This window comes from Pulveribacter sp. (assembly GCF_032079985.1).
GTDB lineage: Bacteria > Pseudomonadota > Gammaproteobacteria > Burkholderiales > Burkholderiaceae_C > Melaminivora.
On the sequence record NZ_DAMATK010000001.1, the window covers coordinates 755,719 to 782,089 of the forward strand.

Below are 26,371 nucleotides of genomic sequence, written 5' to 3' on the forward strand. Positions count from 1 at the left end.
TTCAGCGTTGCAGCCGCGCATGCACGGTGCTTGCATGCAGCGTTGCTTTCTGACTCCCGACCTCCCGCCGTGCTCGACTCCGCATTGTTCTCCCGCACGCTTACCTGGCCCGACGCGCAGTGTTTTGCGCGTCAGCAGGTGCTGGCACACCTGGCTACGCCCGCTGGCCCTATTACGGTCCCACTAACGGTCTGCGAAGTGGCCGAGTCTCCAGCAGCGCCTGGCGCCCACCAGTTCCGCATCAGTTTTCAGGGGCCAGCCGACGCGTTTCTGACCCAGGGCACCTACCGAATGCAACATCCGCAACTGGGTGACTACGCCATCTTCATGACGCCTGTGGCGCGCCGGCCTGAAGGCTTCGTCTATGAAGCATGTTTCTCGCATGTGGGGTGACCTGAACTTATCGCTGTTGCCGCCCGCGCTGCACCTGAGGCCGGCCACTATCACGGACCTGCCGTTCCTGCGTGCGCTGTACCGTACGGTGCGGGACCCTGAATTGGCACTGACGCCGTGGACCGAGGCACAGAAGCAGGCGTTTTCGGATTCGCAGTTCGCGCTTCAGGACCACCATTACCGTAAGCATTACCCCACTGCTTCGTTCATGGTGGTGGAGCACCTCGGCACAGCGGTAGGTCGTCTGTACCTGGCGGCGCCAACAGGACAGTTGCGCCTGATGGACATCGCTCTGCTACCACCCTGGCGCCGCCGCGGCTGGGGGGCGGCGCTGGTGCGCATGGTCCTTGAGTGCGCGGACCGGCAGGGACGCGAGACGCTGCTGTATGTCGAAGTCAGCAACCCGGCTTACGGGCTGTACCAGCGCGAGGGTTTCATCACCGGCGAACTGGAAGGAGTGTATGTATGCATGCGTCGCCCGCCAGCGCCCACGGCGAAACGCGCACTGCCTGTAGCTAGGGTTGATGGCGGTTGAAGATGGCTTCGATCTTCTGGCCTTGTGCGTCATTAGGGCTCACGAAGATTGCATGCGTGCCCAGGGCAGGGTGGGAAACCTCCCACGTGTCCTGGCTCAAGGAGGAGTCATTTGGAGCAAAGACCAGTCGAAAGCTGCGCTCGCCATCCTCCGCGCCTTCCAGTGGGTGGGCATGCAGCAAGGTGGCGCTACCGCGGACACCACTAGGGTGCAGGAAGGTGAACCCTTCCCCCGCAAGTCGCGCGAAATGACTGCGAAGCAGGGTCATGGTGCCTAACTGCTGCTGCGATGCGGGGATGGCGGCAGCAGCATGGCCCATTGCTGCCGAGGCCGCAGCAGTCGAGGCCATGCCTGCGGCCTTGAGGAAGGTGCGGCGTTCACGATTCATGAAGAAGGGGCGGCAGAAATGAGGTCTGAAGGATTGCAAGCGGCGCAGATATTGCCTTAGTTTTAACTGCAACGCTATGTTTGTCTTGCATCAAGGAGTGACCCCTTTTATATTGGCGCGCTTTACGAGGTAGTCACTGGCACGATCTGCGGGCTGACACCTTTCCATCCTTTTCGTTCCCTGTCCAACAGGTCGGTACGGCCTGCAGCGCTACATGGCACAACCCTACATTGGCGAAATTCGCATGTTCGCCGGGAATTTCGCCCCAGTAGGCTGGGCCTTCTGTGAGGGCCAGATACTGCCGATTGCCGGGAACGAGACGTTGTTCCAGCTGATCGGCACCACCTATGGCGGGGACGGACAGAACACGTTCGGGTTGCCGGACCTGCGCGGGCGCATTCCCATCCACCAAGGCAACGGCCACTATTTGGCCGAGATGGGCGGGGTCGAGGCGGTGACGCTCACCGTCAGTCAAATCCCCCGCCACAACCACACTCTGATGGTGGCTGCGGGCACGGGGTATGTGGCCTCGCCCGTAGGCGCATTGCCTGCGCGGCACCGCGACTACAAGAACTTCGTGAATGCCGCGCCTGCGGCGCAACCTATGCACCCCGGCACGCTGTTGTCGGCCGGAGGCAGCCAACCGCACGAGAACCGGCCTCCGTTCCTGTGCGTGAGTTTCATCATCTCGCTCTTCGGCATCTATCCGTCGCCGACCTGACGTCATGGCAGAACCGTTTCTCGGAGAAATCCGCATCGCTTCCTTCAGCTTTGCTCCCAAGGGCTGGGCGCTGTGCAACGGCCAACTGTTGCCCATCAACCAGAACCAGGGGCTCTTTTCCCTGCTTGGAACCACGTTCGGTGGCGATGGGCGGGTCAATTTCGCCCTGCCGGATTTTCGCGGGCGCATGCCCATCCACGTGGCGCCCGGGTATCCGCGGGGAACCCGAGGGGGCGCTGAAGAGCACACGCTGTCGATCAACGAAATGCCGGCACACACCCATGTGCCGAGTGCCACCTCGGCAGTGGGGCATGCCACGGGCCCGACGGGGAATGCCTTTGCCGCCTCGCGGGGCAACTACGCTGCGGCAGCCACGGCAGCCACCCGCACCGATGCGATCACATCCGTGGGGGGGAGTCAGTCCCACTTGAACCTGCCCCCCTTCATCACGTTGAATTTCGTGATTGCGCTGCAGGGTATCTTCCCCTCGCAGAACTGATCGACTAAACCCAGAGACCTGCGCACCATGGCCGATCCCTTCGTTGCGGAAATCCGTATTGTTCCCTTCAACTTCGCACCCAAGGGGTGGGCAATGTGCGATGGGCAACTCCTGCCCCTATCGCAGAACACTGCGCTGTTTTCACTGCTGGGCACGACATACGGCGGTAATGGGAAGAGCAATTTTGCTCTGCCTGACCTGCAAGGCCGCGTGCCCATGATGTGGGGGCAGGGTCCAGGCTTGCTCAGTTATGACATCGGGGAAGCGGGCGGAGCGGAATCTGTGAGCCTGCTACCCAGCGAAATACCCATGCATACCCACATGCTGTACGGCGGCGATGCAGCCGGCCCGGCCGTATCCGACCCCGCGGGCGCTGCCCTGGGTGCCTCGCCTGCGCGGGCCTACGCCAGTATGGCCCCCAGCGAGCCCATGTCTGTGCAGGCGGTCAGCGTGGCCGGTGCCGGTCAGCCGCACAACAACATGCCACCCTACCTGACCGCAAATTTCATCATTGCGTTGCAGGGCGTATTTCCCCCCCGGTCCTGATGGCGCGCGTGCAAATGCTTGCCTGCCCCGGTTGGGCCCGCTACCCCTGATCATCTGCCCTGCCTGGACACTCATCATGCGTTGTACCGTTCTGGCCCTGGCGCTCGTTGCGGGCGCCTTGCCCTCTTGGTCGCAGACTAAGCCCGTCGTGCAGCGCGAATTAGCGGGACGCGAGAACCGCTTCATGGCCATGCCCGCCAGCGATGGACTGGCACGATTTCGCGCGGCAGCAGCAGGTCGGCAGCTCGCCTTCGACGACACGGGCGTGCTGCTGCAGTCGCGGCGCATGCCAGCCACGTGGGCTAAGGCTGCGAATGGGGGGTTGCAGGCGGCCGGGGACGGCGGACTGCGCTACCGCTTCGAAGGCACGGCAGGGGTGGCTCCGCAGGGTATGCAGGCATCACCGACGGTCTACCACTGGTTGGTGGGAGACCGGTCGCAATGGCAGACCGGGCTGAAGAGCTATGGCGCGGTGGCCTACCGCGGTGTGTGGCCGGGCATCGACGCCTATTTCGGCGGCAATGCCGGCGGTTTCAAGTACCAGTTTGAGCTGGCACCCGGCGCCGACCCCGAGCAGGTGGCGTGGCGCGTGGACGGTGCCGACGCCCTGAGCCTGCAGCCCGATGGCTCGCTGCAGTGGCGCGTGGGCGACGAGGTGCTGGTCGATGCGGCGCCCGTGGTGTATCAGCCCGAAGGCGCGCAGCGCGTCACGGTGGCCGCTCGCTACGTGGTAGAGCAGGCAGGCGAGCGCAGCTGGCGCGTGCGTTTCGCGCTGGCGCCGCACGACAGCCGTAAACCCCTGGTCATCGACCCGGCCTGGACGGGCTACTCGGGCTTGGTGGGTGGCAATGCGGACGACCAAGTGTTTACCGTAGCACGTGACCAGGACGGCAATACCTTCGCCTGTGGCGCGACCCAGTCGCTGAATCTGCCGATCACTGGCGGTGCAGGCAGCCGCGGGGGCGACGACGCCTTCGTGGTGAAGTTCGACCCGAAGGGCGTGGCCCAGTTTGTGGCCTATGTGGGCGGCAGTGCTAACGATGCCTGCCACGGCTTGGCACTGGATGGCAGCGGCCGGATCTACCTTGCGGGCGCCACCCATTCCACCGATTTCCCCACAGCAGGTACCGATCCGGACAACCGTTTGCGGCGTACCAAAATGCAGCAGGACCGGGATGCCTTCGTGATGCGCCTGGGCAGCGATGGCAGCTCGGTCTCGTATGCAGGCTTCATCGGCGGCGCCGAGGACGACCAAGCCAATGCCATCGTCGTCGATGCGGCAGGACGCGCCTACGTGACGGGTTTTTCCATTTGCACTACTACGGCTGCAGCAGGGTGTACCACGGCAGCACCGGCGTTCCCGGCCTTCGGAGGGCCCCGTCTGAGCCACGGGGGCGACCAGCTTGGTACCGGCGGCATGGACACGTTCGTGGCGCGCGTGGCCGCCAATGGCAGCGGCCTGGACTATGCAGGTTTCCTGGGCGGCAACGGCGGCGATGAGATGGGCAATGCGCTGGCGTTGCTGGCGGACGGCCGCCTGGCCGTGGCTGGGGCTACCGACTCTACCGATGGGCTACCGACGCTTATCGGGCCGCGCACCGTGCTGGCATCCCGGTCGCAGGACGCGGTGGATGCCTTCGTGGCCTTCGTTGGAGCTGATGGCACCAACGCGCAGATGCAGATCCTCACGGGCTCTCTTCCGGCCAACGGCAACGTCGGCATCGACCGCGCGCTGGCATTGGTGGCCGACTTGGGTGGCGGGCTGGTCGTTGCCGGCGAGACCAACGCGCCCCAGTTTCCCGCGAACGATGCTGGCACGCAGTTCATCGCGGGCGGCCCGCAAAGCGCAGGGCATGGCGGCATGGATGGCTTCGTCGTCCGACTGCATCCCACGGCGCCCTTTGCCACCTACTTGGGCGGCTCAAGCTACGACTACGTGGCGGCCTTGGCAGACGATGGCGATGCGTTGTACGCCACGGGTGCGACCAGCGCCGGGACGGGCTTTCCCGTGGTGGCACAAAGCGGCATCGCCACTGTCCAGCCCGGTCAGCAAGATGGCTTCCTGAGCAAGATTGCGTGGGCTGCGCCCAACCGTTTCGTGTATTCCGGTTTTCTCGGCACCAGCGGGGCCGATGCCATGCATGCCTTGTCCGCCACCCTGGTGGAAACCGACACGATCCTCTCGGTGGGCGGGGTGACCACCTCGGGTTGGGAAGGCTTGGCGAACCCTACCTCCAGTGCCGCGGCGGGCGTGTCTGCTGCCAATGGCCTGGTGCTGCGCATCGATCCCTTCGGCCCGCCCCATCGCATCAATGTACTTGCTGGGGCCCCGCAGTCCACGCCGATCGGCCAGGCGTTTGCCGCCCCGCTGCAGGTGCAGGTGTTCGACGTGGACGATCGCGCTCTGTCCAACGTGGTGGTTACTTTCAGCGCTCCGGTATCGGGGGCTTCGGCGGCGCTGGACGCGGGTGGCTCGGCAACCACCAACACAGCCGGGATCGCCACGCTGAATGCGGCTGCCAACATGCTGGCGGGCACCTACAACGTGACAGCCACTGCCGGTGGCGTACAGGTTCCCCTCGTGTTGACCAACGCCAAGGGCGCGCAAGCCACGCTGGCCGTTGCGGCCAGTCCGGCCAATATCCACTACAGCGGTACGGCGGCGCTGTCCACGACTGGTGGAACGGGCACCGGAGCGGTGAGTTACGCGGTAACAGCAGGAGCGCCCAACTGCTCCGTCTCCGGCACGACGGTCACGGGCGTGGGGGTGGGGCCATGTACTATCACAGCCACCAAGGCCACCGATGCCAACTACCTGCAGGCCACAGCCACAGTGGATATCAACGTCAGCAAGGCCAACCAGGCTCCGCTGACGGCGACTGCCTCGCCCGCCAGCATCGCATTCAACGGCACCACCACACTAGGGGCGACTGGCGGCTCGAACGCGGGCGCAGTGACTTTTGCGGTCACCGCAGGGATGGACGTCTGCACTGTTACAGGCAATGTGCTGACCGGGGTGGATGTAGGCTCGTGCACGGTCACGGCCACGCGTGCTGCTGATGCGCTCTACAACGAGGTGTCGGGGCAGGTCGTCATCACCGTGGGTCGGGCCCCGCAGGTTGGCTGGGCCGTCAGCGCCTCCTCGTCTTCCACCATCGCCGTCCACGGCACAGCAACGCTGGCAACTTCGGGGGGGGCCGGGTCTGGCGCTGTCACGCTGGCCATCACGGCCGGCGCTGCCTCGTGCTCGCTGTCGGGCAACGTGGTCACAGGCGTAACGCCCGGCACCTGCACGGTGACTGCGACCAAGGCGGGTGACACTCGGCATGACCCGGCATCGGCCACGGTGGACATTCAAGTGGAGCAGGCCTCGCAGGAACCACTGGTCGCCACGGCTTCGCCCAACACCATCGCCTACCTGGGAACGGCAACCCTGGGGACACGTGGAGGATCCGGCACGGGCGCGGTGACCTTCGCTGTCACCGCCGGGGTCAGCCAGTGCCAAGTCACTGGGAACGTGCTGACCGGTATCGGGGTGGGCGGATGCACCGTGACCGCGACCAAGGCCGCAGACATCAACTATGGCGCTGCCACGTCTAGCGTAGCAGTGCTGGTCACGAAGGCGGACCAGCCTGCGCTGGTCGTGGCGTCGTCGTCGCCCTCGTTGGCTCTGAACGGAACATCCACTCTGTCCACCGCGGGCGGCGCGGGCAACGGTGCGGTGAGCTACGCCGTCACCTCTGGCGCCAGCGTGTGCTCGGTGTCGGGGGTTACCTTGACTGGAACAGCGGTGGGCCTGTGCGAGGTCACGGCCACCAAGGCGGGGGATGCGACCTACGAGCCAGTGTCGGGCACGGTGACCGTGTCCGTGGGCAAGGCGTTGCAGTCCATCACTTTTGGCGTCCTGGCCAACAGGGTGCTGGGTGATGCCGACTTCGTCGTGGCAGCCAGCGCCAGTTCGGGCCTGCCGGTGGCCTTTGGCACGGACACCCCGCTAGTGTGCGCAGTAGAGGGCACTACCGTGCGTCTGTTGGGCATCGGCACCTGTCACGTGATTGCTTCGCAGGCTGGAGATGCGAGCCACAACCCCGCGGTCAATGTGGTGCAGGCCTTCACGGTTGCGCCCCCGCCGACGGCCGGCTCCAGCCTGACAGGAACAACTTCCTCCGGTCCGGCGTCGGCAACCATTTCCACACCGGCCTGGGTGTTTGCTGAGCCGGGCATGGGCAAGTACCAGAATGCAGGCTTTATCCCTCTGACTGGGCATCCGAAGTCGCCGTCCGTGGCGCCGCCAGCCGGGGTGTCCTTTCCTCTGGGTCTGTTCGACCTCGTAGCCATCAGCGGCGTGCCGGGCTCTTCATTTTCGGTGACGCTCACCTATCCCACGGCCCTGCCGCCGGGTACGCAGTACTGGAAGTTCGGACCTACGCTGGTCAATCCAACACCGCACTGGTACGCCTACCCGGACGCCGTAGTCTCGGGCAACACCATCACGCTCACCGTGGTGGATGGTCAGCAGGGCGACGATGACCTGCAGCCCAACGCTGTGATCCTGGACCCTGGTGGCCCTGCTGTGGCAGCAGCTCCGCCCAGCGGTGCGGCGCCCATTCCCACGCTGTCAGCGTGGGGACGGCTGGCGCTGGCGTTGTGCATGGCCGTGCTGGCGTGGCAGTTCATGCGTCAACGCGCACGCCATTGAAGGGCGTTCCTGGCACGGCAACTGGTCTTTCGAGGTCTCCATGGCCAGCCCTCCGGCGGCCGCGCGGCCCCCAGTTGCGCCGCCGTCGACAATTGCCGCGAAGAACCGCGGGCAGGTGGCTGGCTGAGGGAGTGCCTGTTCTGTCACGGGGCTGCTCGGATCGCCATGCCTGGAGTCACATCACACGGCAGGCGTGAAAAGGGAGTCGTCCTACTCGGCCCTCGTAGGATGCCCCTTGTGAAACGCCCTGTCACTGCCCGTCTCCGCACCTTGCGTCGCTACGGCTTTCGCCGCCGCAACAACCGCCCCGGTGCGCCGCCGGGCTCACTCGAAGCCGTCGCTAGTCCGCAGGACGATGCGCCACTGCCGCCTGCACGGCTGCTGCTGATGCACTACGCCCGCGAGGGCGACGTGGTCGAGCAGCAGGGGCCCACCATCGAAGCTGCCGGGATGGCCCTGGCAGAGACCAGGCATGTCTTTTGGCTGCACCTGCAGGGCCTGCCCAGTCCGCAGCAGCTGCAAAGCCTGAAGGAGTCCATGGGCCTGCACCCGCTGGCGCTGGAGGACGTATTGCACCGCGGCCAGCGCGCCAAGGCCGAGGCCTACGACGCGCACCAGTTCGTCATCCTGAACCTGGTGCGGCGCGACAAGGGCGGCGATGGCGAATGCGGAGCCTGCCGGGTGGACCAGGTCAGCCTGTTCCTCGGCCGCAACTTCGTGGTCAGCATCAACGACGGCAGCCAGGACATCTTCGAGCCGGTGCGCCAGCGCATCCGGGCCAACGGCAAGATCCGCCGCCTGGGCGCCGACTACCTGCTGTACGCGCTGCTGGACACCATCGTGGACTCGGGCTTTCCCCTGCTGGACGAACTGGGTGACGAGCTGGAGGCGCTGGAGGACGAGATACTGCTCGACGACGACCGCGACGCGCGCAACAAGCTGCACTACGCCAAGCGCGAGCTGGTGGTCATGCGCCGCGCCTGGTGGCCGCAGCGTGAGGCCATCGCCAGCCTCATGCGGGGGGATGCCCCGTTCATCCACGAGAGCACGCGCGTGTACCTGCGCGACTGCCACGACCACAGCGTGGTCATGATCGATTTTGTCGAGACCTATCGCGAGATGGCCTCCAGCCTGCTGGATGTGTACCTGTCGGCCGTCAGCCGGCGCATGAACAACATCATGAAGGGGCTGACCATCGTCGCCACCATCTTCCTGCCGCTGACCTTCATCACCGGGCTGTACGGCATGAATTTCGACACCGGCAGCCGTTTCAACATGCCCGAGCTGCACTGGCGCTACGGGTATCTGTATGTGCTGGGCGTCATGGCGGCCGTGGTGCTGGGCATGCTGGTGTACTTCCGGCGCAAGCGCTGGCTTTGACGGCGTGAGCCTGCCCGAAGGGCAGGTGCCGCACCCACGGCCGGGCTGGCGGCGGATGGGTCCGCTCCCGCTTGTCCTACACCCCCTGTCGAGCGGAATTTCTACGATCAGGCAGCCGCGCCGCTGTGCGCGTCCAAAACACTGTCGTGGAAAACTTGCCCATGCTCCCCACCCCTTGGCCCGCGTGCCGCCGCACGGAGAGGGCATCTTGATTGCGGTCATCATTCCTGCGCACGATGAGGAGCGGCACCTGCCGGCCTGTCTGCGCTCGGTGGCGCGTGCCGCCGAGTGTGCCGAGCTGGCGGGCGAGTCGGTGCGCGTGATCGTGGTGCTGGACGCCTGCACCGATGGCTCGGCCCGCGTCGCCGCACGGCATGGGGCACAGGCCGTGCGGCTGCAGGCGCGCAACGTCGGCAAGGCGCGGGCCGCGGGGGCGGCCCTGGCGCTGGAGCAAGGCGCTCGCTGGCTCAGTTTCACCGACGCCGACAGCGAAGTGGCTCCGGACTGGATCGCCGCGCAGTTGGCCGAGGCGGCGCAGTGCGTCTGCGGCACAGTGCAGGTGGCGGACTGGAGCGGCTACGGAACGGCCGTGCGCCGCCAGTACGAGGCAGCCTACCGGGACGAACCGGGACACCGTCACATCCACGGCGCCAACCTGGGCGTGTGCGCGCAGTCCTACCAGGCCGCAGGGGGGTTCGCGCCGCTGCGTTCGCATGAGGACGTGGCTTTGGTAGAGGCGCTGGCGGTCAGCGGCGCGCGCATTGCCTGGTCCAACCGCCCGCGGGTGCGCACCAGCGCGCGCGCCGACTACCGGGCGCCGCAGGGCTTTGGCGCCTATCTGGATCGGCTGCACGCAGAAGCGTTAGGGGTGGCGGCATGAACTCGCACGCATCGTTGATCGAGCGGCTGACGTGCCAGCTGGGCCAGCTGGCCGTGCCACTCGCATACCCGTCGCAGGAGCTGCGACAGCTGGTGGAGGCCAGACTGGACGCCCTGCCATTGCCCGGCCGCGGCTGCACCTTGGAACGCTGGCGCGCCCTTGCCGCCGTGGGGGCATGTGACCTCTCGCTGGCGAAACTGTATGAGGGCCACACCGATGCACTGGCCATCCTGCACGAGCTGGGCGCGGCGGGCCATGCAGAGGCCGATACCCCGAGCACCTGGGCTGTCTGGGCCGCCGAGGCGCCCGGTGCCAGGGTGCGGCTGCATGTCGATGGTGACAGTGCCCGCATCAGCGGCACCAAGGCCTGGTGCTCGGGCGCGCAGGACGTGAGCCACGCCGTGCTGACGGCCTGGGCCCCGGATGCAGAGCAACCCCAGCTGGTGGCAGTGGCCTTGCGCCAGCCCGGAGTGTCGATCTCCACCGCTGCCTGGCAGGCGGTCGGCATGGCCGCCAGCGCCAGCGCGGATGTGCATTTCGACGAGGTGCCGGCGCAGCAGGTGGGCGCTGCAGGTGCCTATCTGGCCCGGCCAGGCTTCTGGCAGGGCGGCGCGGGCGTGGCCGCTTGCTGGCTGGGTGGTGCCGCGGCGCTGGCGCAGGCGCTGCACCGCGCCTGCGATCCTGCCAGCGGGCGGCCGCCCGACGTCCATCGCCTGGCTGCGTTGGGGCGGGTGGATGTGCAGCTCGCTGCCGCCGCCGCGCTGCTGCGCGAGACGGCGGCGTGGATCGACGCCCATCCACAGGCCGATGCCCAGTGGATGGCATTGCGCGCGCGCCAATGCGTGGAGGCCGCAGCGCGGCAGGTGCTGGACGAAACCACGCGTGCATTGGGCGCGACGTCGCTATGCCGCGACGCAGCCTTTGCCCGCCGCGCCGCCGATTTGTCCGTGTTCATCCGACAGAGCCATGCCGCTCGCGACGACGCCGCCATCGGCGGGCAGTTGGCGCAGCGGCACAGCCCAGGAGTACCCGCTTGGACACTGTGAACAACGCCGCATCGCGCCGTATTACGGCGGCCCAGGTGCCGGCCGCGCAGTGGCATGGCTGGCTGATGCACTGTGTGCCCACAAGCGTGCGGCCGCTCGTGGCACCCGAACGGCGCCTGGTGGTGCTGACCCCGCACCCAGACGATGAGGTGCTGGCCTGCGCGCTGCTGATGCAGCAGCACGCCGAGTCCGGCGGCGCAGTGCACATCGTGGCCGCCACCGACGGGGAGGCCAGCCACGCCGAGGCATGCTGGCCCATGCCGCAAGTGCAGGCCATCCGCTGCAGCGAGCGCGATGAAGGACTGGCGGCCTTGGGCCTGGGGCATGTGCCTGTCACCCATCTGCACCTGCCCGACGGCGGCGTGGCCGAAGCTGGCGGGCGGCTGCACGCAGCCCTGCTGGAGCTGGTAGAGCCGTCGGATGCACTGGTGACGACCTGGCGCCTGGACGGCCACCCTGACCATGAATGCTGTGGCCGCGTGGCGTTGGATGTGGCGCGCCGCCTGCGCATTCCTTTGCTACAGGCGCCGGTGTGGATGTGGCACTGGGCCCGACCAGGCGCACCGCAGATTCCGTGGCAGGACCTGTACGCCCTGGACGCTCCCCCCGCCGCGCTGCAGCGCAAGATCGCGGCGCTGCAGGCACACCGCTCGCAGCTGCAGCCACGCTCGGCGCGGCTGGGCGCCGTGCTGGATGCGGCCATCGTCGAGCGCGCGCATTGGCCGCGCGAATACTTCTTCTGTCATGGCTCCTCTTGATCCGCCGCACACATGGACGGCCCAGCGCTTCGACGGCCTGTATGCCGCGTCGACCGACCCCTGGGCCATGGATGGCAGCTGGTATGAGGAACGCAAACGCGCGCTGCTGTTGGCCAGCCTGCCCGGACGCCGCTACGCCCATGCCTTCGAGCCGGGCTGCGGCCATGGGCTGCTGAGCGCACAACTGGCCCTGCGCTGCGATCGGCTGCAGGCCTGGGACTGCTCGGCCCGGGCGCTGGAGACCGCCCGCCTGCGGCTGGAGAGCAACAATTGCCAAGCCTGGTTCAGGCAGGCCTGCGTGCCCGACCAGTGGCCGCAGGAGGTTTTCGATCTGGTGGTGCTGAGCGAGTTGCTGTACTACCTGACGTACGAGGATCTGGATCAGCTCATGACACGCCTGCTTCAGGGGCTGGCGCCGCAGGCCACGGTCGTGGCCTGCCATTGGACGCATGCCATTGAAGGCTGCGCCCAGACGGGAAGCCAGGTGCACGAGCGCTTGCACGCCGGCCTGTCCTTGCCGCGCGTCACGCATGTGCGGGATGCGGATTTTGTGCTCGACGTGTGGACCCGAGGCGAGGCAGAAAGCCTGGCCCTGCGGGAAGGGCGGGGCTGAGCACGACAAGCTAAGGCCCTTGTCCGACAAATGGAAGCAGCATGCAGGAAGGCCGGTGGCGCCCGCAGACATGCACCATGACACCACGATAGGCCGCAATGACAGCAGCCATACTCTTCTTTCAGAGAGGCAGATGCATGACCAATCCCTCTTCACGCCTGGATAAGCTGCTGGACTCCGAGCAGCGGGACCGTGCCCGCGACCAGGGGCACTTCACCATGTACGGGATGCGCGTGGACGCGCGCGAGCACAAGGGGCCGGAAAGCGAGAATCCCGGCAATGGCGACAACGCACGGCGCTTCGCCTCCGGCGGCGACCTGTCTACCTATGCCAATCGCTCACCAGAAGCGGAGCAGGTTCCCGGGCGCGATACCGGCTCCGATGCGCCGGCGCACAAGCCTATTCCCTGACATGGCATATTGCTCGTCCATTCCCACGCCCCAGCCCAGCGTGCCGCAGGCTCCGCCACCTGCGCCTGTGCACTGGCCTTCGGAGGTGCCAATCGAAGACCCGCCGGCGCAGCCCGTCGAGCCTCCCGTGCAGGATCCGCCGGCCCATCATTGATGAGCGACCGACTTCACACAGCGCGCAAGCGGCGCTGTGGCGGCGCATCCAACTGGCTGGCTAGCACCTGCGCCGCATCGAGGCTTCGGATCGAAACGCGCGTATCGCGCGGAATGCCGCCCGATAGCTGCAGCGCCAGATAGCGGCCACAGCACACGCGCAGGAAGGAAGCAAAATTCTCCACCTGCCCACACTGCTGCGTCAGTTCGTCGTGCAGCCGGGCGCACAACTGCGGCACTGTCATGCCATCGCGCGCGGAGATTTCCTCCAGCACCTGCCAGAATAGGTTTTCCAGCCTGATGCTTGTCGCCACACCGTGCAGCCGTACGGAGCGCGCACGGCTTTCGTACAGGGCGGGATCGGCGCTGGTGAATACCTGGCACATCGCTCATCTCCTCGTCATCGTCGCTGCGCGCCAGCCGTGGCGGCTGCGCTGCATTGTGCCGCTGGCGCGGCTCAGTGCGTGACGCGCGTTCCCAGCAGAACCAGGAACTGGGCGATCCAGTCCGGGTGCGCCGGCCAAGCCGGTGCGGATACCAGATTGCCCTCGGTATAGGCCTTGTCCACAGCGATGTCGGCATAGGTGCCGCCGGCCAGCTCCACCTCCGCGCGGCAGGCGGGGTAGGCGGAACATGTCCTGCCCTTAAGCACACCGGCGCCGGCCAGCAACTGCGCGCCATGGCACACGGCGGCCACCGGCTTGTTGGCCTCGAAGAAGTGGCGCACCGCCGAGAGCACCGCCGGGTAGCCGCGCAGGTACTCGGGTCCCCGGCCGCCGGGCACGACCAGAGCGTCATAGTCCTCCGGCCGGACCTCGGCAAAGCTGGCGTTCAGCACGAAGTTGTGGCCCGGCTTCTCGCTGTAGGTCTGAGCGCCCTCGAAATCGTGAATGGCTGTCTTGATGTGGTCGCCGGCGCTCTTGTCGGGACATACGGCATGCACCGCGTGCCCCACGGCCTGCAGTGCCTGGAAGGGCACCATGGTCTCGTAGTCCTCGCAGTAGTCGCCACAGATCATCAATATCTTCTTGCCTGCCATGTCATGTCTCCTGTTGCTTTCGGGTTAGGCTCAGGCATTGTTGGACCGGCTGCGCGCAAGCGGGTGTTAGCCCGCTACTACAACAGATCTGGCCCGACGGCAAGCAGCGCATCTCTGCGCCGCCATGCGGCGTTGCCCTACAGGGCAAGGCCACGGCGCTCCCTATCATCGCGCGGCGCCATTTACCAGAAGTCACAAATGCCAGCTTCCTCCCTTCCCTCACGGCCTCTCGTAAGGCCGGGTTCAGGTTTTCCGTTTCGCATTCTGTCCGGCTTCATGGTGGCCGCCGTGGCCGCCTTCTTGATTGCCGTGCTGACTTGGCGCTCCAGCGAAGACCGGGCGCAGATCGTCACCGACATGAATACCGCGGTGGACTCCATCGCGCAGGTTCAGCTGGTGTGGGCTCACATCAAGAACGGCGAAACGGCCCAGCGTGGCTACCTGGTCACGAATGACGAAGAGTTGCTGGCGCCCTACACCGTGGCAGAGGCAGCGCTGCCGGTGGAGTTGGCCAAGCTGCAGCGCTTTGCCAATGGTTCCCTCACCAAGAAACAGCGCCTGGACCAGCTGCAGGGCCTGGCCAGCAAGAAGATGGGCGAGCTGGCCCGCATGATCGCGCTGCAGCGCGAGGGCCGGCGCGACGAAGCCGTGACCATCATGCGCACCGAGGCGCGCGTGACCATGGAAAGCCTGCGCGCCGTGGTGCGTGACCTGCTGAACGCCGAGCGCGAGGATCTGCAGCAGCGCCGTACGGTGTGGGAGAGCGAATTCAGCACCGCCACATACCTGGTCTGGGTCAGCACGGCGCTGCTGCTGGCGCTGATCTGCGCTGCCGGGGCCATGGCCCTGACCGACCACCGCAAGCGCGAGCGGGAGAACTGGATCAAGAGCGGCATCGTGGGGCTGGGCACGCGCCTGCAGGGCGAGCAGCGCATCCAAGAGCTGGCCCCGGCCATCGTCGAATACCTCGCCTACTGGCTGGATGCCAGGGTGGGTGCCATGTACGTCACCCAGGGCCATGGCGTGTACGAGCGCCAGGGCAGCTACGCCCTCATGCCGGGCAGCGCGGCGGACGTGGTGCACCCGGGCGAAGGCCTGGTGGGGCAGGCGCTGCAGTCGCGCACGCTGATGCACGTGCGCGATGTGCCGGCGGGCTACCTGCCGGTCAGCTCCAGCAGCGGCCAGGCCGCGCCGTCCGAGCTGGTCATCCTGCCCATCCGGCTCAGCGGCGTGACGCTGGCCGTGGTGGAGTTGGGCCTGTTCACGCCCCTGGGCGAGGAGGGCCGCGAGTTCCTGGACCGGGCTGACGAGCAACTGGCCCAAGCGGTGCGCGGCGCGCTGGACCGCTCGCGTCTTGAGGCGCTGCTGGATGAAACCCAGCGCCAGGCAGAGGAGCTGCAGGCGCAGCAGGAAGAGCTGCGCGTGAATAACGAGGAGCTGGAGCAACAAAGCAATTCGCTGCAGGAGTCGCAGCGGCTCATGCAGGCGCAGCAGGTGGCGCTGGAGGAATCCAATGCCCAGCTGGAGGAGCAGACCCAGGAGCTGGAATACCAGAAGGAGCAGTTGCTGCGCACCCAGGACACACTGCAGGCCCAGGCGGAGCAGCTGAGCCGCGCCAGCCAGTACAAAAGCGAGTTTTTGGCCAACATGAGCCACGAGCTGCGCACGCCGCTCAACTCCAGCCTCATCCTGTCCAAGCTGCTGGCCGACAACAAGAACGGCAACCTGACACCCGAGCAGGTGCGCTACGCCCAGACCATCCAGAGCGCCGGCAACGACCTGCTGGCCCTGATCAACGACATCCTGGACCTGGCCAAGATCGAGGCTGGCCAGACCAGCGTGGACATCGACGACGTGAGCCTGGCCAGATTGGCGCGCGAGGTCGTCGACCCGTTGCGCCCCCTGGCCGAGGAAAAGGGCCTGGCGCTGCACATGAAGATCGAGCCGGGCGTCCCCGAGAGCATCGCCACCGACGCGCAGCGCCTCTCGCAGATTCTCAAGAACCTGCTGTTCAACGCCCTCAAGTTCACGGAACGCGGGGAGGTCTCGCTGCGCATCTACCGCGGCAGCGCCGAGCAGGTCTGCCTGGCCGTGAACGACACCGGTATCGGGATCGCACCCGACCAGCAGGAAGAGATGTTCGAGGCCTTCCGCCAGGCCGACGGCAGCATGCACCGCAAGTACGGCGGCACCGGCCTGGGGCTGTCGATCTCGCGCAAGCTGGCCGGCGTGCTGGGCGGCACCCTGTCCGTGCAGAGCGCACTGGGACAGGGCAGCACCTTCACCTTGACGCTGCCCCTGACGGCGCCCGCCGTGGCGTCCCTGCCGGCGGTGGCGCCGCTGCCCATGCCGCCCGCCGTGACCCCGCCCGTGATCCGGCGCGACGCGCCGTCTCCTTCGCCCACCGCCGCCCGGGCCTCCGGGGATCCTCTGGCCGACGACCGCGAGCAGATCGAGCCCGGCCGCCGCCTGATCCTGGTGATCGAAGACGACCCCTACTTCGCCGGCATCCTGTACGAGCTGGTGCACGAGATGGACTTCCAGTGCATCGTCTGCGACACCGGCCGCGAGGGTCTGGCCGCCGCCCAGCAGTACAGCCCCAGCGGCGTGCTGCTGGACATGAACCTGCCTGACTACTCGGGCCTGGGTGTGCTGGACCAGCTCAAGCGCGACCCGGCCACGCGCCACATCCCGGTGCACGTGGTGTCGGTGGCGGACTATTCGCAAAAGGCCATGGAGCAGGGCGCCATCGGTTACGCCCTCAAGCCCGTGCAGCGCGACGAGCTGGTGGAAGCGCTGCAGCGCATGGAGGCCAAGTTCACCCAGAGCATGCGCCGCCTGCTGGTGGTAGAGGATGACGAGCGCCAGCGCCAGAGCATGTGCGAGCTGCTGGCCGCCGACGACGTGGAGATCGCCGGCGCCGCCACGGCGCAGGAAGCACTGAAGCTCCTGAGCGCAGGCAGCTTCGACTGCATGGTCATGGATCTGAACCTGCCCGACCTGTCCGGCTATGAGCTGCTCCAGCAGATGGCCGAGCAGGAAGGCATGGATTTCCCGCCCGTCATCGTCTACACCGGCCGCTCGCTGTCGGCGGGCGAAGAGCAGGAGCTGCGGCGTTTTTCCAAGTCCATCATCATCAAGGACGCACGTTCGCCCGAGCGGCTGCTGGATGAGGTCACGCTGTTTCTGCACCAGGTGGAGTCTTCCCTGCCCGACGACCGGCGCCGGCTGCTGCAGCGCGCCCGCGCGCGCGACGAGGCCTTCGAGGGCCGCACCATCCTGGTGGTGGAGGACGATGTGCGCAACGTGTTCGCGCTGTCCAGCGTGCTGGAGCCCACGGGTGTGCAGGTGCAGATCGCGCGCAACGGCCGCGAGGCGCTGCAGGCGCTGGAGCGCGCCGGCAGCGAGGGCCGCCCGCCCGTGGACCTGGTGCTGATGGACATCATGATGCCGGAGATGGACGGCCTGACCGCCATGCGCGAGATCCGCAAGCGCGCGCAATGGCGCCGTCTGCCCATCATCGCCCTCACGGCCAAGGCCATGAAGGACGACCAGGACAAGTGCCTGGCCGCCGGCGCCAGCGACTACATCGCCAAGCCGCTGGACGTGGAAAAGCTCCTGTCCCTGCTGCGCGTCTGGATGCCCAAGTAACGCCGCCCTGATACCGTGCCGCACACCCGCAAGACCGCCGAGATCGAGCAGCATCTGCTGATCGAGGCCATCTATCGCCGCTACCACTATGACTTCCGGGGCTATGCCCAGGCCTCGCTCAAGCGCCGGCTGCAGACCGCGCTGGTGCACTTCAACTGCCGCACCCTGTCGCAGCTGCAGCACCTGGTGCTGCATGAGCCGACCGTGTTCCCGGCGCTGCTGCAATACCTCACGGTGCAGGTCAGCGAGATGTTCCGCGACCCGGAGTATTTCCGCGCGCTGCGCGAGAAGGTGGTGCCGATACTGCGCACCTACCCCTCGCTCAAGATCTGGGTGGCCGGCTGCAGCGCGGGCGAGGAGGTCTATTCCATGGCCATCCTGCTGCGCGAGGAAGGGCTGCTGGAGCGCTCCCTGATCTACGCCACCGACATCAACGCCAGCGCCCTGCAAAAGGCCGAGGCCGGTGTGTACGACATCGACCGCGTGCCCGGCTTCACCGAAAACCATGCGCGCTCGGGAGGCCACACCTCGCTGTCGGAGCACTACAGCGCCGCCTACGGCCGCGTGGTGTTCGACAAGAGCTTGCGCCGGCACATCGTGTTTTCCGACCACAGCCTGGCCACGGACAGCGTGTTTGCCGAGGTGCAGCTGATTTCCTGCCGCAACGTGCTGATCTACTTTGACCGGCAGTTGCAGGACCGCGCCCTGGCGCTGTTCCACGAGGCGCTGTGCCGCCGGGGCTTTCTGGGCCTGGGCTCCAAGGAATCACTGCGCTTTTCCTCCCACGCGGCGCAGTTCGACGAGTTCGTGCCCGGCCAGCGCATCTACCAAAAGCGAGGCGACGCATGACCGGCGCTGCGTCCGTGCCGCGAGCAGTGGTCATCGGCGGCTCGGCCGGCAGCCTTGAGGTGCTGAGCCAGGTGCTGCCGGCGCTGGCCGGCCAGCTCGACGCCGTGGTGGTGGTGGCGCTGCACCTGCCGCGCGAACAGCCCAGCCTGCTGTGCGACATCTTCCGCCACCGGTGCGCGCTGGCCGTTCGCGAGGCGCAGGACAAGGAGCCCCTGAAGGCAGGGCAGATTTTCTTTGCGCCACCCGACTACCATCTGCTGGTGGATGCGGGGCCGTCGCTGGCCCTGTCCATCGATCCGCCGCTGCACTTTTCGCGGCCTTCCATCGACGTGCTGTTCGAGTCCGCCGCCGACGTGTACGGCCCGGCGCTCACGGCACTGCTGCTGTCGGGCGCCAATGCCGACGGTGCACGCGGCCTGGCCGTGGTGCAGCGCATGGGCGGCACCACCTGCGTGCAGTCGCCCGCCAGCGCCAGCGCCGCGGCCATGCCAGAGGCGGCTTTGGCACTGCTCCAGCCGGACTACGTGCTGGCGCCCGCGGACATGGCGCCCCTGCTGAACCAATTGCACCAAGGGAGAGTTTCGTGATCTTCGCCAATGCTGCCAAAGCCACCTGCGCCAGCATTTCCTGCCCCCAGCAGGGTGCGCGGGTGCGCTGCCTGCTGGTGGACGACGTGCCGGAAAACCTGGTGGCCCTGGAGGCGTTGTTGCAGGGCGAGGACGTGGACATCCTCAAGGCGGCCTCCGGCGCCGAAGCGCTGGAGCTGCTGCTGCGCGAAAACGATGTGGCCCTGGCACTGCTGGACGTGCAGATGCCCGAGATGAACGGCTTCGAGCTGGCCGAGCTGATCCGCGGGGCCGAGCGCACGCGCCACATTCCGCTGATCTTCATGACCGCCGGCGCGCACGACCAGCGGCGCCAGTTCGTGGGCTATGAAAGCGGCGCGGTGGACTTTCTGTACAAGCCCATCGATCCGCACATGCTGATCAACAAGGCGCGCGTGTTCTTCGACCTGCACCGGCAAAAGCACGCCCTGGCCTGCGAGTTGCAGCAGCGCACCGAGGCGCTGTACATCAACGAGATGTTCATGGCGGTGCTGGGGCACGACCTGCGCACGCCGTTGTCGGCCATCCTGGCCAGCACGGCCGTGCTGCAGCGGCCGCTGGAGCCGCAGAAGGTGCAGGCGTTGGCGATCAAGGCCGAGCAGGCAGGCCGGCGCATGCTGGCGATGATCGAGGACCTGCTGGACGTGACGCGCGCGCGCCAGAACGGGGGGCTGGTCATGCTGGCCGCGCCCACCGATCTGGCCGAGCAGGCCGAGCGCGTGCTGCAGGAAGTGCGGGCCAGCCACCCACAGCGCGAACTGCAGCTGCAGTGTCAGGGCGACCTCCATGGCTCTTGGGACGGCGAACGCCTGGGCCAGATGCTGGCCAACCTGCTGGGCAACGCCATGCACCATGGCACGCCGCAGGTGCCGGTGCAGCTGCGGCTGGACGGCAGCGCCCCCGATGGCGTGACGGTCTGCGTCACCAACGGCGGCGAGATACCGCAAGAGCTGCTGCCGCGCCTGTTCGAGCCCTTTCGCGGGCGCACCAGCGGCACGGGCGGAGGGCACAACGGCCTGGGCCTGGGGCTGTTCATCGTGCACCAGATCGTGCAGGCGCACTGCGGCAGCATCGAGGCCACCTCGCGGGATGGGCGCACCTGCTTCACGGTCTGGCTGCCGCGCACGAGTGCGCAGCGGGGCTGAAATCAGCTGGCGGAGCTTTGCAGCTGGGCCTGGGCGTCGTCCAGCAGCTCCTCCAGCGCCCCGATATCGAAGGGTTTGTGCAGCAGCTGCACCTGGGCGCCGCAGCCGGCCAGCTCTTCCTCCAGGTGGTAGCCCGAGCACAGCACGATGCGCTGCTGCCCGTGGCGCGCCAGCAGGGCGCGGCACAGCTCGGGCCCGCTCATGCCGGGCAGGCTGACGTCCGTCATCACCAGGTCGAAGGGCCCCTGATCGCCGTCGTGGGCCAGCGCCTCCTCGGCGCTGGCGCAGCTGACGATGCTGCGCCCTGGCGCTTCCATGAGCATGGCAATGGTGTCGCGCAGTTCGGGGTTGTCTTCGACGTACAGGATGCGCAAGGCGGAGTTCCTCAAAAGATGGACTGACAGCAGAAAGGCAAGCCCGCATTGTGGGCAAGCCAGGAATGTCCTGGGCGTAGGACGCCGCCGATGGGTGCCAGGCTCTATGCATGAAAAGTGCCTCCAGGCGTTACTGGAAAAGCGCAAGCAGCTATGTTTTGCATAGCGGTACAGGGTGTGCGACTGCAAATCCCGGGCAGGCTGCCTATAGTGGGGCGACCGTTTTTCTTTCCTCTTCATCACGCCATGAATATCTCCCGATTGCTTGCTCGCAGCGCCCAGGTGCACGGCGCGCGCCCTGCCGTGCTGGCGGGTGCGCGCGTGCTGCACGACTACCGCACCCTGGGCGCCCGCGTGGCGGCGCTGGCAGGGCACCTGCGCCAGCACTGCTGCGTGGCGCCGGGCGACCGGGTGGTGCTGTTTTCGGCCAACTGCCCGCAGTACCTGGAGGCGCTGCACGCCATCCACTGGGCCGGCGCCATCAGCGTGCCCGTCAACTACAAGCTGCACGAGCGCGAGCTGGCCTACGTGCTGCAGCACAGCGGCGCGCGCGTGGTCTGTGCCTCGCAGGTGCTGCACGGCGCGGTGCTGGCGGCGGGAGCCGATCCTGCCGCCGTGCTGCAGATGGGCAGCGCCGAATGGGAGCGCGCCGCCGCCGGGGCGCCGCTGGCGCTGCAGGAGCGCGCCCCGCAGGACGTGGCCTCGCTGTTCTACACCTCCGGCACCACCGGCCGGCCCAAGGGCGTCATGCAGACGCACCGCAACCTGCTGGCCATGACCATGGCCTATTTCACCGACGTGGACGAGGTGGACGCGGCCGACGCCATGGTCTACGCCGCGCCGCTGTCGCACGGCGCCGGCCTGTACAACTATGCCCATATGCTGCGCGGCGCACGCCACGTGCTGCCTGAGTCCGGCGGGTTCGATCCGGCCGAGCTGGTGCAGCTGGCCGCCGACGTCGGCCGGCTGTCGCTGTTTGCCGCGCCCACCATGGTGCAGCGCCTGGTGGCGCACGTGGAGGCCACGGGTGCCAGCACCGACGGCTTCAAGACCATCGTCTACGGCGGCGGCCCCATGTACGTGGAAGACCTGCGCCGGGCGCTGGCCGCCATGGGCCAGAAGTTCGTGCAGATCTACGGCCAGGGCGAGTGCCCCATGACCATCACCGCGCTGTCGCGCCAGCACATCGCCGATGCGCAGCACCCGCGCTGGGCCGAGCGCATCGCCTCGGTCGGTGTGGCGCATTCCTGCGTCGAAGTGCGGGTGGTCGATGCCGATGGCGCGCCCGTGCCCGCCGGCGAGCTGGGCGAGGTGGCCGTGCGCGGCGAGACCGTCATGGCCGGCTACTGGGCCAACGAGCAGGCCAGCAGCGACACGCTGCGCGGCGGCTGGCTGCACACGGGCGACGTCGGCAGCCTGGACGAGGACGGCTTTCTCACCCTGCGCGACCGCGCCAAGGACGTGATCATCTCCGGCGGCTCCAACATCTACCCGCGCGAGGTGGAGGAGGTGCTGCTGCTGCACCCCGGCGTGCAGGAGGTGGCCGTCATCGGCCAGCCCGACGCCGAGTGGGGCGAGGTGGTGCTGGCCTTCGTCGTCGCCGCGCCGGGCGCCGCACCCGTGACCGGCGACGAGCTGGACGCGCTGTGCCTGGCGCACATCGCCCGCTTCAAGCGGCCCAAGGCCTACCGCTTCGTGCCGGCGCTGCCCAAGAACAGCTACGGCAAGGTGCTCAAGACCGGGCTGCGGCAGTGGGCAAGCGATCCCGCTGCCGCTCTCCAGGTCTAGGATCGCTGTGATGAGCATGACCCTGAGCCGCAAACCCCTGCACCTGGACTTCGTCTCCGACATCACTTGCCCGTGGTGCGCCATCGCCCACAAGACGCTGGAGCTGGTGCGCCAGCGCCTGGCCGGCGAGGTGAGCTTCACTCTGCACCTGCAGCCCTTCGAACTCAATCCCGCCATGGGCTCCGACGGCGAGCCGCTGCTGCAGCACCTGGCGGGCAAGTATGGCAGCACGCCCGAGCAGCTGGCGCAGATGCACCAGAGCATCGCCGAGCGCGGGCGCGAGCTGGGCTTTGCCTTCAACGACGAGCGCCGCACCCACATCTACAACACCTTCGACGCGCACCGGCTGCTGTACTGGGCGCTGAAGGAGGGTTCTGCCGCGCAGCAGCTGGCGCTGGGCGGGGCGCTGCTGCAGGCTTACTTCGGCCGCGGCGAGAACCCGGGCGACCATGCCCTGCTGCAGCGCCTGGCGGCCGAGGCGGGGCTGGACGCCCAGCGCGCCGCCCAGGTGCTGGCCAGCGATGAATTCGCCACCGAGGTGCGCGAGCGCGAGAACCACTGGCAGGCCCAGGGCATCCGCTCGGTGCCGGCCGTCATCATCAACGGACGCCACCTGGTGCAGGGCGGCCAGCCGGTGCAAGTGTTCGAGCAGGCGTTGCGCCAGGTCGCGGCGCAGGGCTGAAAACTCCCTTTTTGATAGCTGCCAGCGCTTGACTGGCAAGGGTTTGAGGCCGATTTGGCTTGAAACCCTGCCGGCGCGCTACTTGACCGGAATCGGCGTTTCGCGCGGCACCGGCACGGCCGACACGCTGTTTTGCGGCGAGCCATCGATCAGCTTGTCCGAATACGTGAGGTAGACCAGGGCGTTGCGCTGCGCGTCCACCATGCGCACCACGCGCAGGCGCTTGAACAGCACGGAAATGCGTTCGCTGAAGACCTGCTGCTGGCGCGCCAGCGGCTCGGCGATGCGGATGGGCCCGACCTGATGGCAGGAAATCGACGCCTCGGCCCGGTCCTCCGCCAGACCCAGCGTGCCCTTGATGCCGCCCGTGCGAGCGCGCGAGACGTAGCACGTCACGCCCTGCACGAGCGGGTCGTCGTAGGCCTCCACGACGATGTCGTGGTCGCGCCCCAGCCACTGGAAGGCCGTGTCCACGCTGCCAATGCGCTCGGGCTGGGCCCAGGCGCCACCGGCGGCCAGCAGGACCAGGGCGGCAGCGGCCAGGCGGGCGGCGCGGCGCATCAGCGGGCCTCGGCGGCAGCGGCGTCGCAGCGGCCGGCCAGGTGCGCCAGGGCCTCTTCCACCTGGTCCACCAGCACCAGGCACAGGTCGCCGGGGCGCAGGCGCTCCAAAGCGTGGTCGATGGCGGCGAACTCGCCGTGGATCTCCGTCACGTAGCCGGTGCGCTCGGCGCCCTGCAGGCCCTTTTGCAGCAGGGCCAGCACCTCGCCGTCCTCGCGCCCGCGCTGGCAGGCGTCCTGGTACAGCACCACTTCGTCGAAGGCCCCGCCCAAGATCTGCGTCTGCTCGGTGATGTCCTCGTCGCGTCGGTCGCCCGCACCGCTGATGACCACGCTGCGCCGCTGCGCCGGCATGGCCTGCACGGCCTGCACCAGGGCGCGCATGGCGTCCGGGTTGTGGCCGTAGTCGGCGATCACGGTGGCGCCGCGGTAGTCCATGACGTTGAAGCGGCCGGGAGCGTTGTCGCTGTCGTTCATGAAGCCGGCCAGGCCCCGGCGGATGGTGTCCCACGGCAGGCCGGCGGCCCAGGCGGCGCCGATGGAGGCCATGGCGTTCTCCACCTGGAAGCCGATGGTCCCGCCGCGCGTGAGCGGGATGTCGCGCAGCGGCACGCTCTCGCGCCACGAGCCCTCGGCCGCCACGATGTGGTCGCCGTCCACGTAGACCACGCGGTTGCCCTGGGCGCGGTGCGTGGCCATGACCGGGTGGTGGCGGTCGGCGGCGAAGAAGATGACCTTGCCCGGGCACACCGTGGCCATGGCGGCCACGTGCGGGTCGGCGGCGTTCAGCACGGCCCAGCCGGTGGGCGCCACGTTCTGCACGATGACGCGCTTGAGCACGGCCACGTCGTCCACCGTGGTGATGAAGTTCAGCCCCAGGTGGTCGCCCGCGCCCACGTTGGTGACCACGGCCACCTCGCAGCGGTCGAAGCCCAGGCCCTCGCGCAGGATGCCGCCGCGCGCGCACTCCAGCACGGCGGCGTCCACCTCGGGGTGGAACAGCACGTTGCGGGCGCTCTTCGGGCCCGAGCAGTCGCCGCTGTCGATCTGCCGGCCGGCGACGTACACGCCGTCGGTGTTGGTCATGCCCACGCGCAGGCCGTGCGAGGCCATCAGGTGGGTGATCAGGCGCGTGGTGGTGGTCTTGCCGTTGGTGCCGGTGACGGCAATCACGGGGATGCGCCCGTCCTCGCCCGGGGCGAACAGCTCATCCACCATGGGCGCGCCCACATTGCGCGGCCGCCCGAACGAGGGCGACAGGTGCATGCGCAGGCCGGGCGCGGCGTTGACCTCGACGATGCCGCCGTTTTGCTCCTCCAGCGGGCGCAGCATGGTCTCGCAGACCACGTCCACGCCGCAGATGTGCAGGCCGATGGTCTGCGCGGCCTCCACGGCCCGGGCAGCGATGTCCGGGTGCACGTCGTCCGTCACGTCGGTGGCGCTGCCGCCGGTGGACAGGTTGGCGTTGTTGCGCAGCACCACGCGCTGGCCCTGCACGGGCACGGACTCGGGCGTGAGGCCCTCGGCGGCCAGGCGGCCCAGGGCGATGTCGTCCAGGCGGATGCGCGTCAGCGCCGTGCCGTGGCCGGTGCCGCGGCGCGGGTCCTGGTTGACGATGTCGACCAGCTCGCGCACTGTGTGCTGGCCGTCGCCCAGCACCTGCGGCGGGTCGCGCCGCGCGGCGGCCACCAGCTGGCGGCCCACCACCAGCAGACGGAAGTCGTGCCCGGGCAGAAAGCGCTCGACCATGATCTCGTCGCCGTACTCGCGCGCCGCGTTCCACGCGGCCTCCAGCTGCTCGCGGGTGGCGATGTTCACCGTCACGCCCTTGCCCTGGTTGCCGTCCTGGGGCTTGACGACCACCGGCAGACCGACCTCCTGGGCCACGGCCCAGGCGTCCTCCAGGTCGGCCACGGGGCGGCCCAGGGGCACGGGCACGCCGGCGGCGTGCAACAGGCGCTTGGTCAGGTCCTTGTCCTGGGCGATGGATTCGGCCACGGCGCTGGTGGTGTCCAGCTCGGCAGCCTGAATGCGCCGCGCCTTGGAGCCCCAGCCCAGCTGCACCAGCGATCCGCTGGTCAGCCGCCGGAATGGGATACCGCGCGCCACAGCCGCGTCGACGATGGAGCCGGTGGACGGGCCGATGCGCTCGTCCTCGTCCAGCTCGCGCAGGCGGGCGATGACGGCGTCGGCGTCGAACGGCGTGTCCTGCAGCGTGGCCTGGATCAGCGCGCCGGCCTGCTCCATGGCCAGGCGGCCCACGGCTTCCTCGGTGTACTCCACCACCACTTGGTAGGTGCCGGCTTCCACCGTCTGCTGGGTGCGGCTGAACGTGACGGGGCAGCCGGCCTGCGCCTGCAGCTGCAGCGCGGCCACCTCCAGCACGTGCGCCAGCGTCAGGACGTGATCGGCGCCGTGCGGCTGCAGCGCGCCGATGGCCGGAAAGCGCGCGCGCAGCCGGTCCTCGAAGCCGGGCAGGGCGGCGTGGTTGCACTCGCCGGGGTCGCAGTGCACGACGGCCTCGATGGCGGTGGCGCGGGTCCAGAGGTTGGGGCCGCGCAGGGGGCGGATGCGGGTGATCTGCATGGGGTTTCTTCTCTCAGCAGTCTTTGAAGTCAAATAGGCCTCTAGGGCTTATGGAGCATGCGCTGACAGCT

24 protein-coding genes are annotated in these 26,371 nt (G+C 67.9%); 18 read left to right on the forward strand and 6 right to left on the reverse strand.

Annotated elements, in window-relative coordinates:
• Nucleotides 1–69 precede the first annotated feature (69 nt).
• Nucleotides 70–393, forward strand: coding sequence for a DUF6916 family protein (locus RT282_RS03510; protein WP_312306825.1), 324 nt, complete (start codon nucleotides 70–72; stop codon nucleotides 391–393).
• Entirely contained in the window at nucleotides 365–928 is a 564-nt protein-coding gene (locus RT282_RS03515) for a GNAT family N-acetyltransferase (protein ID WP_312306826.1), read from the forward strand. The genes RT282_RS03510 and RT282_RS03515 overlap by 29 nt, the downstream gene beginning before the upstream one ends.
• Here RT282_RS03515 and RT282_RS03520 read toward each other — a convergent pair.
• Nucleotides 909–1,388: a DUF6916 family protein gene (locus RT282_RS03520; protein ID WP_313311790.1), complete on the reverse strand. Its 480-nt coding sequence runs from the start codon at nucleotides 1,386–1,388 to the stop codon at nucleotides 909–911. The two genes, RT282_RS03515 and RT282_RS03520, sit on opposite strands and share 20 nt — an antisense overlap.
• A gap of 142 nt (nucleotides 1,389–1,530) precedes the next feature.
• On the opposite strand from RT282_RS03520, the gene RT282_RS03525 reads away from it, so the two are divergent.
• The 10 genes from RT282_RS03525 (at nucleotide 1,531) to RT282_RS03570 (ending at nucleotide 12,868) form a co-directional block, all read left to right on the forward strand.
• Nucleotides 1,531–2,037 (forward strand): tail fiber protein, encoded by a 507-nt coding sequence (locus tag RT282_RS03525; protein ID WP_312306828.1) that lies wholly within the window; start codon nucleotides 1,531–1,533, stop codon nucleotides 2,035–2,037.
• A gap of 4 nt (nucleotides 2,038–2,041) precedes the next feature.
• A complete protein-coding gene (locus RT282_RS03530; protein ID WP_312306830.1) occupies nucleotides 2,042–2,536 on the forward strand; it encodes a tail fiber protein in 495 nt (164 codons plus the stop codon).
• A 27-nt stretch (nucleotides 2,537–2,563) separates the two neighbouring features.
• The gene (locus RT282_RS03535; protein WP_312306832.1) at nucleotides 2,564–3,082 is read left to right on the forward strand and encodes a phage tail protein; all 519 of its coding nucleotides are present in this window, start codon (nucleotides 2,564–2,566) and stop codon (nucleotides 3,080–3,082) included.
• Nucleotides 3,083–3,158: 76 nt separating this feature from the next.
• Nucleotides 3,159–7,781 (forward strand): choice-of-anchor U domain-containing protein, encoded by a 4,623-nt coding sequence (locus RT282_RS03540; protein ID WP_313311792.1) that lies wholly within the window; start codon nucleotides 3,159–3,161, stop codon nucleotides 7,779–7,781.
• 237 nt (nucleotides 7,782–8,018) lie between these two features.
• Entirely contained in the window at nucleotides 8,019–9,161 is a 1,143-nt protein-coding gene (gene corA / locus RT282_RS03545; RefSeq protein ID WP_313311793.1) for a magnesium/cobalt transporter CorA, read from the forward strand.
• A gap of 208 nt (nucleotides 9,162–9,369) precedes the next feature.
• A complete protein-coding gene (locus RT282_RS03550) occupies nucleotides 9,370–10,041 on the forward strand; it encodes a glycosyltransferase family A protein (protein WP_312306836.1) in 672 nt (223 codons plus the stop codon).
• Nucleotides 10,038–11,087 (forward strand): acyl-CoA dehydrogenase, encoded by a 1,050-nt coding sequence (locus tag RT282_RS03555; protein WP_313311795.1) that lies wholly within the window; start codon nucleotides 10,038–10,040, stop codon nucleotides 11,085–11,087. The genes RT282_RS03550 and RT282_RS03555 overlap by 4 nt, the downstream gene beginning before the upstream one ends.
• Complete coding sequence (locus tag RT282_RS03560; RefSeq protein WP_313081702.1) at nucleotides 11,084–11,845, forward strand: PIG-L deacetylase family protein; 762 nt, start codon at nucleotides 11,084–11,086, stop codon at nucleotides 11,843–11,845. Before RT282_RS03555 ends, RT282_RS03560 begins: the two co-directional genes overlap by 4 nt.
• Nucleotides 11,832–12,458, forward strand: a complete 627-nt coding sequence (locus RT282_RS03565; protein ID WP_313311797.1) for an SAM-dependent methyltransferase — start codon at nucleotides 11,832–11,834, stop codon at nucleotides 12,456–12,458. Before RT282_RS03560 ends, RT282_RS03565 begins: the two co-directional genes overlap by 14 nt.
• A gap of 137 nt (nucleotides 12,459–12,595) precedes the next feature.
• Nucleotides 12,596–12,868, forward strand: a complete 273-nt coding sequence (locus RT282_RS03570; protein WP_312756677.1) for a hypothetical protein — start codon at nucleotides 12,596–12,598, stop codon at nucleotides 12,866–12,868.
• A gap of 167 nt (nucleotides 12,869–13,035) precedes the next feature.
• Here RT282_RS03570 and RT282_RS03575 read toward each other — a convergent pair whose 3' ends face one another.
• Nucleotides 13,036–13,407, reverse strand: a complete 372-nt coding sequence (locus RT282_RS03575) for a ribbon-helix-helix domain-containing protein (protein ID WP_313311798.1) — start codon at nucleotides 13,405–13,407, stop codon at nucleotides 13,036–13,038.
• A gap of 71 nt (nucleotides 13,408–13,478) precedes the next feature.
• Nucleotides 13,479–14,060: a DJ-1/PfpI family protein gene (locus RT282_RS03580; protein ID WP_312305045.1), complete on the reverse strand. Its 582-nt coding sequence runs from the start codon at nucleotides 14,058–14,060 to the stop codon at nucleotides 13,479–13,481.
• Between the two features lie 198 nt (nucleotides 14,061–14,258).
• Here RT282_RS03580 and RT282_RS03585 point away from each other — a divergent pair, with 198 nt between their 5' ends.
• The 4 genes from RT282_RS03585 to RT282_RS03600 are packed head-to-tail and all read left to right on the forward strand — an operon-like array spanning nucleotide 14,259 to nucleotide 20,310.
• Nucleotides 14,259–17,711, forward strand: a complete 3,453-nt coding sequence (locus RT282_RS03585) for a response regulator (RefSeq protein ID WP_313311799.1) — start codon at nucleotides 14,259–14,261, stop codon at nucleotides 17,709–17,711.
• Between the two features lie 15 nt (nucleotides 17,712–17,726).
• Nucleotides 17,727–18,560 (forward strand): protein-glutamate O-methyltransferase CheR, encoded by an 834-nt coding sequence (locus tag RT282_RS03590; protein WP_312305041.1) that lies wholly within the window; start codon nucleotides 17,727–17,729, stop codon nucleotides 18,558–18,560.
• Nucleotides 18,557–19,147, forward strand: coding sequence for a chemotaxis protein CheB (locus RT282_RS03595; protein WP_313311800.1), 591 nt, complete (start codon nucleotides 18,557–18,559; stop codon nucleotides 19,145–19,147). Before RT282_RS03590 ends, RT282_RS03595 begins: the two co-directional genes overlap by 4 nt.
• The gene (locus RT282_RS03600) at nucleotides 19,144–20,310 is read left to right on the forward strand and encodes an ATP-binding protein (protein WP_409519441.1); all 1,167 of its coding nucleotides are present in this window, start codon (nucleotides 19,144–19,146) and stop codon (nucleotides 20,308–20,310) included. The genes RT282_RS03595 and RT282_RS03600 overlap by 4 nt, the downstream gene beginning before the upstream one ends.
• A gap of 2 nt (nucleotides 20,311–20,312) precedes the next feature.
• On the opposite strand, the gene RT282_RS03605 is transcribed toward RT282_RS03600, so the two are convergent.
• Nucleotides 20,313–20,684, reverse strand: a complete 372-nt coding sequence (locus RT282_RS03605) for a response regulator (protein ID WP_313311802.1) — start codon at nucleotides 20,682–20,684, stop codon at nucleotides 20,313–20,315.
• A 246-nt stretch (nucleotides 20,685–20,930) separates the two neighbouring features.
• Between RT282_RS03605 and RT282_RS03610 the strand changes: the two genes are divergently transcribed.
• Together RT282_RS03610 and RT282_RS03615 are read left to right on the forward strand one after the other, a co-directional pair.
• Nucleotides 20,931–22,472 carry an AMP-binding protein gene (locus tag RT282_RS03610; protein ID WP_313311804.1) on the forward strand — a complete coding sequence of 514 codons (1,542 nt, stop codon included), beginning with the start codon at nucleotides 20,931–20,933 and terminating at the stop codon, nucleotides 22,470–22,472.
• Between the two features lie 10 nt (nucleotides 22,473–22,482).
• Nucleotides 22,483–23,154, forward strand: a complete 672-nt coding sequence (locus RT282_RS03615) for a DsbA family oxidoreductase (RefSeq protein WP_409519442.1) — start codon at nucleotides 22,483–22,485, stop codon at nucleotides 23,152–23,154.
• 78 nt (nucleotides 23,155–23,232) lie between these two features.
• Here the strand turns inward: RT282_RS03615 and RT282_RS03620 are convergent, their stop codons facing one another.
• Together RT282_RS03620 and cphA are read right to left on the reverse strand one after the other, a co-directional pair.
• Complete coding sequence (locus RT282_RS03620; RefSeq protein ID WP_312756663.1) at nucleotides 23,233–23,715, reverse strand: CreA family protein; 483 nt, start codon at nucleotides 23,713–23,715, stop codon at nucleotides 23,233–23,235.
• A complete protein-coding gene (gene cphA, locus RT282_RS03625) occupies nucleotides 23,715–26,300 on the reverse strand; it encodes a cyanophycin synthetase (protein WP_313311806.1) in 2,586 nt (861 codons plus the stop codon). Before cphA ends, RT282_RS03620 begins: the two co-directional genes overlap by 1 nt.
• Nucleotides 26,301–26,371 lie beyond the last annotated feature (71 nt).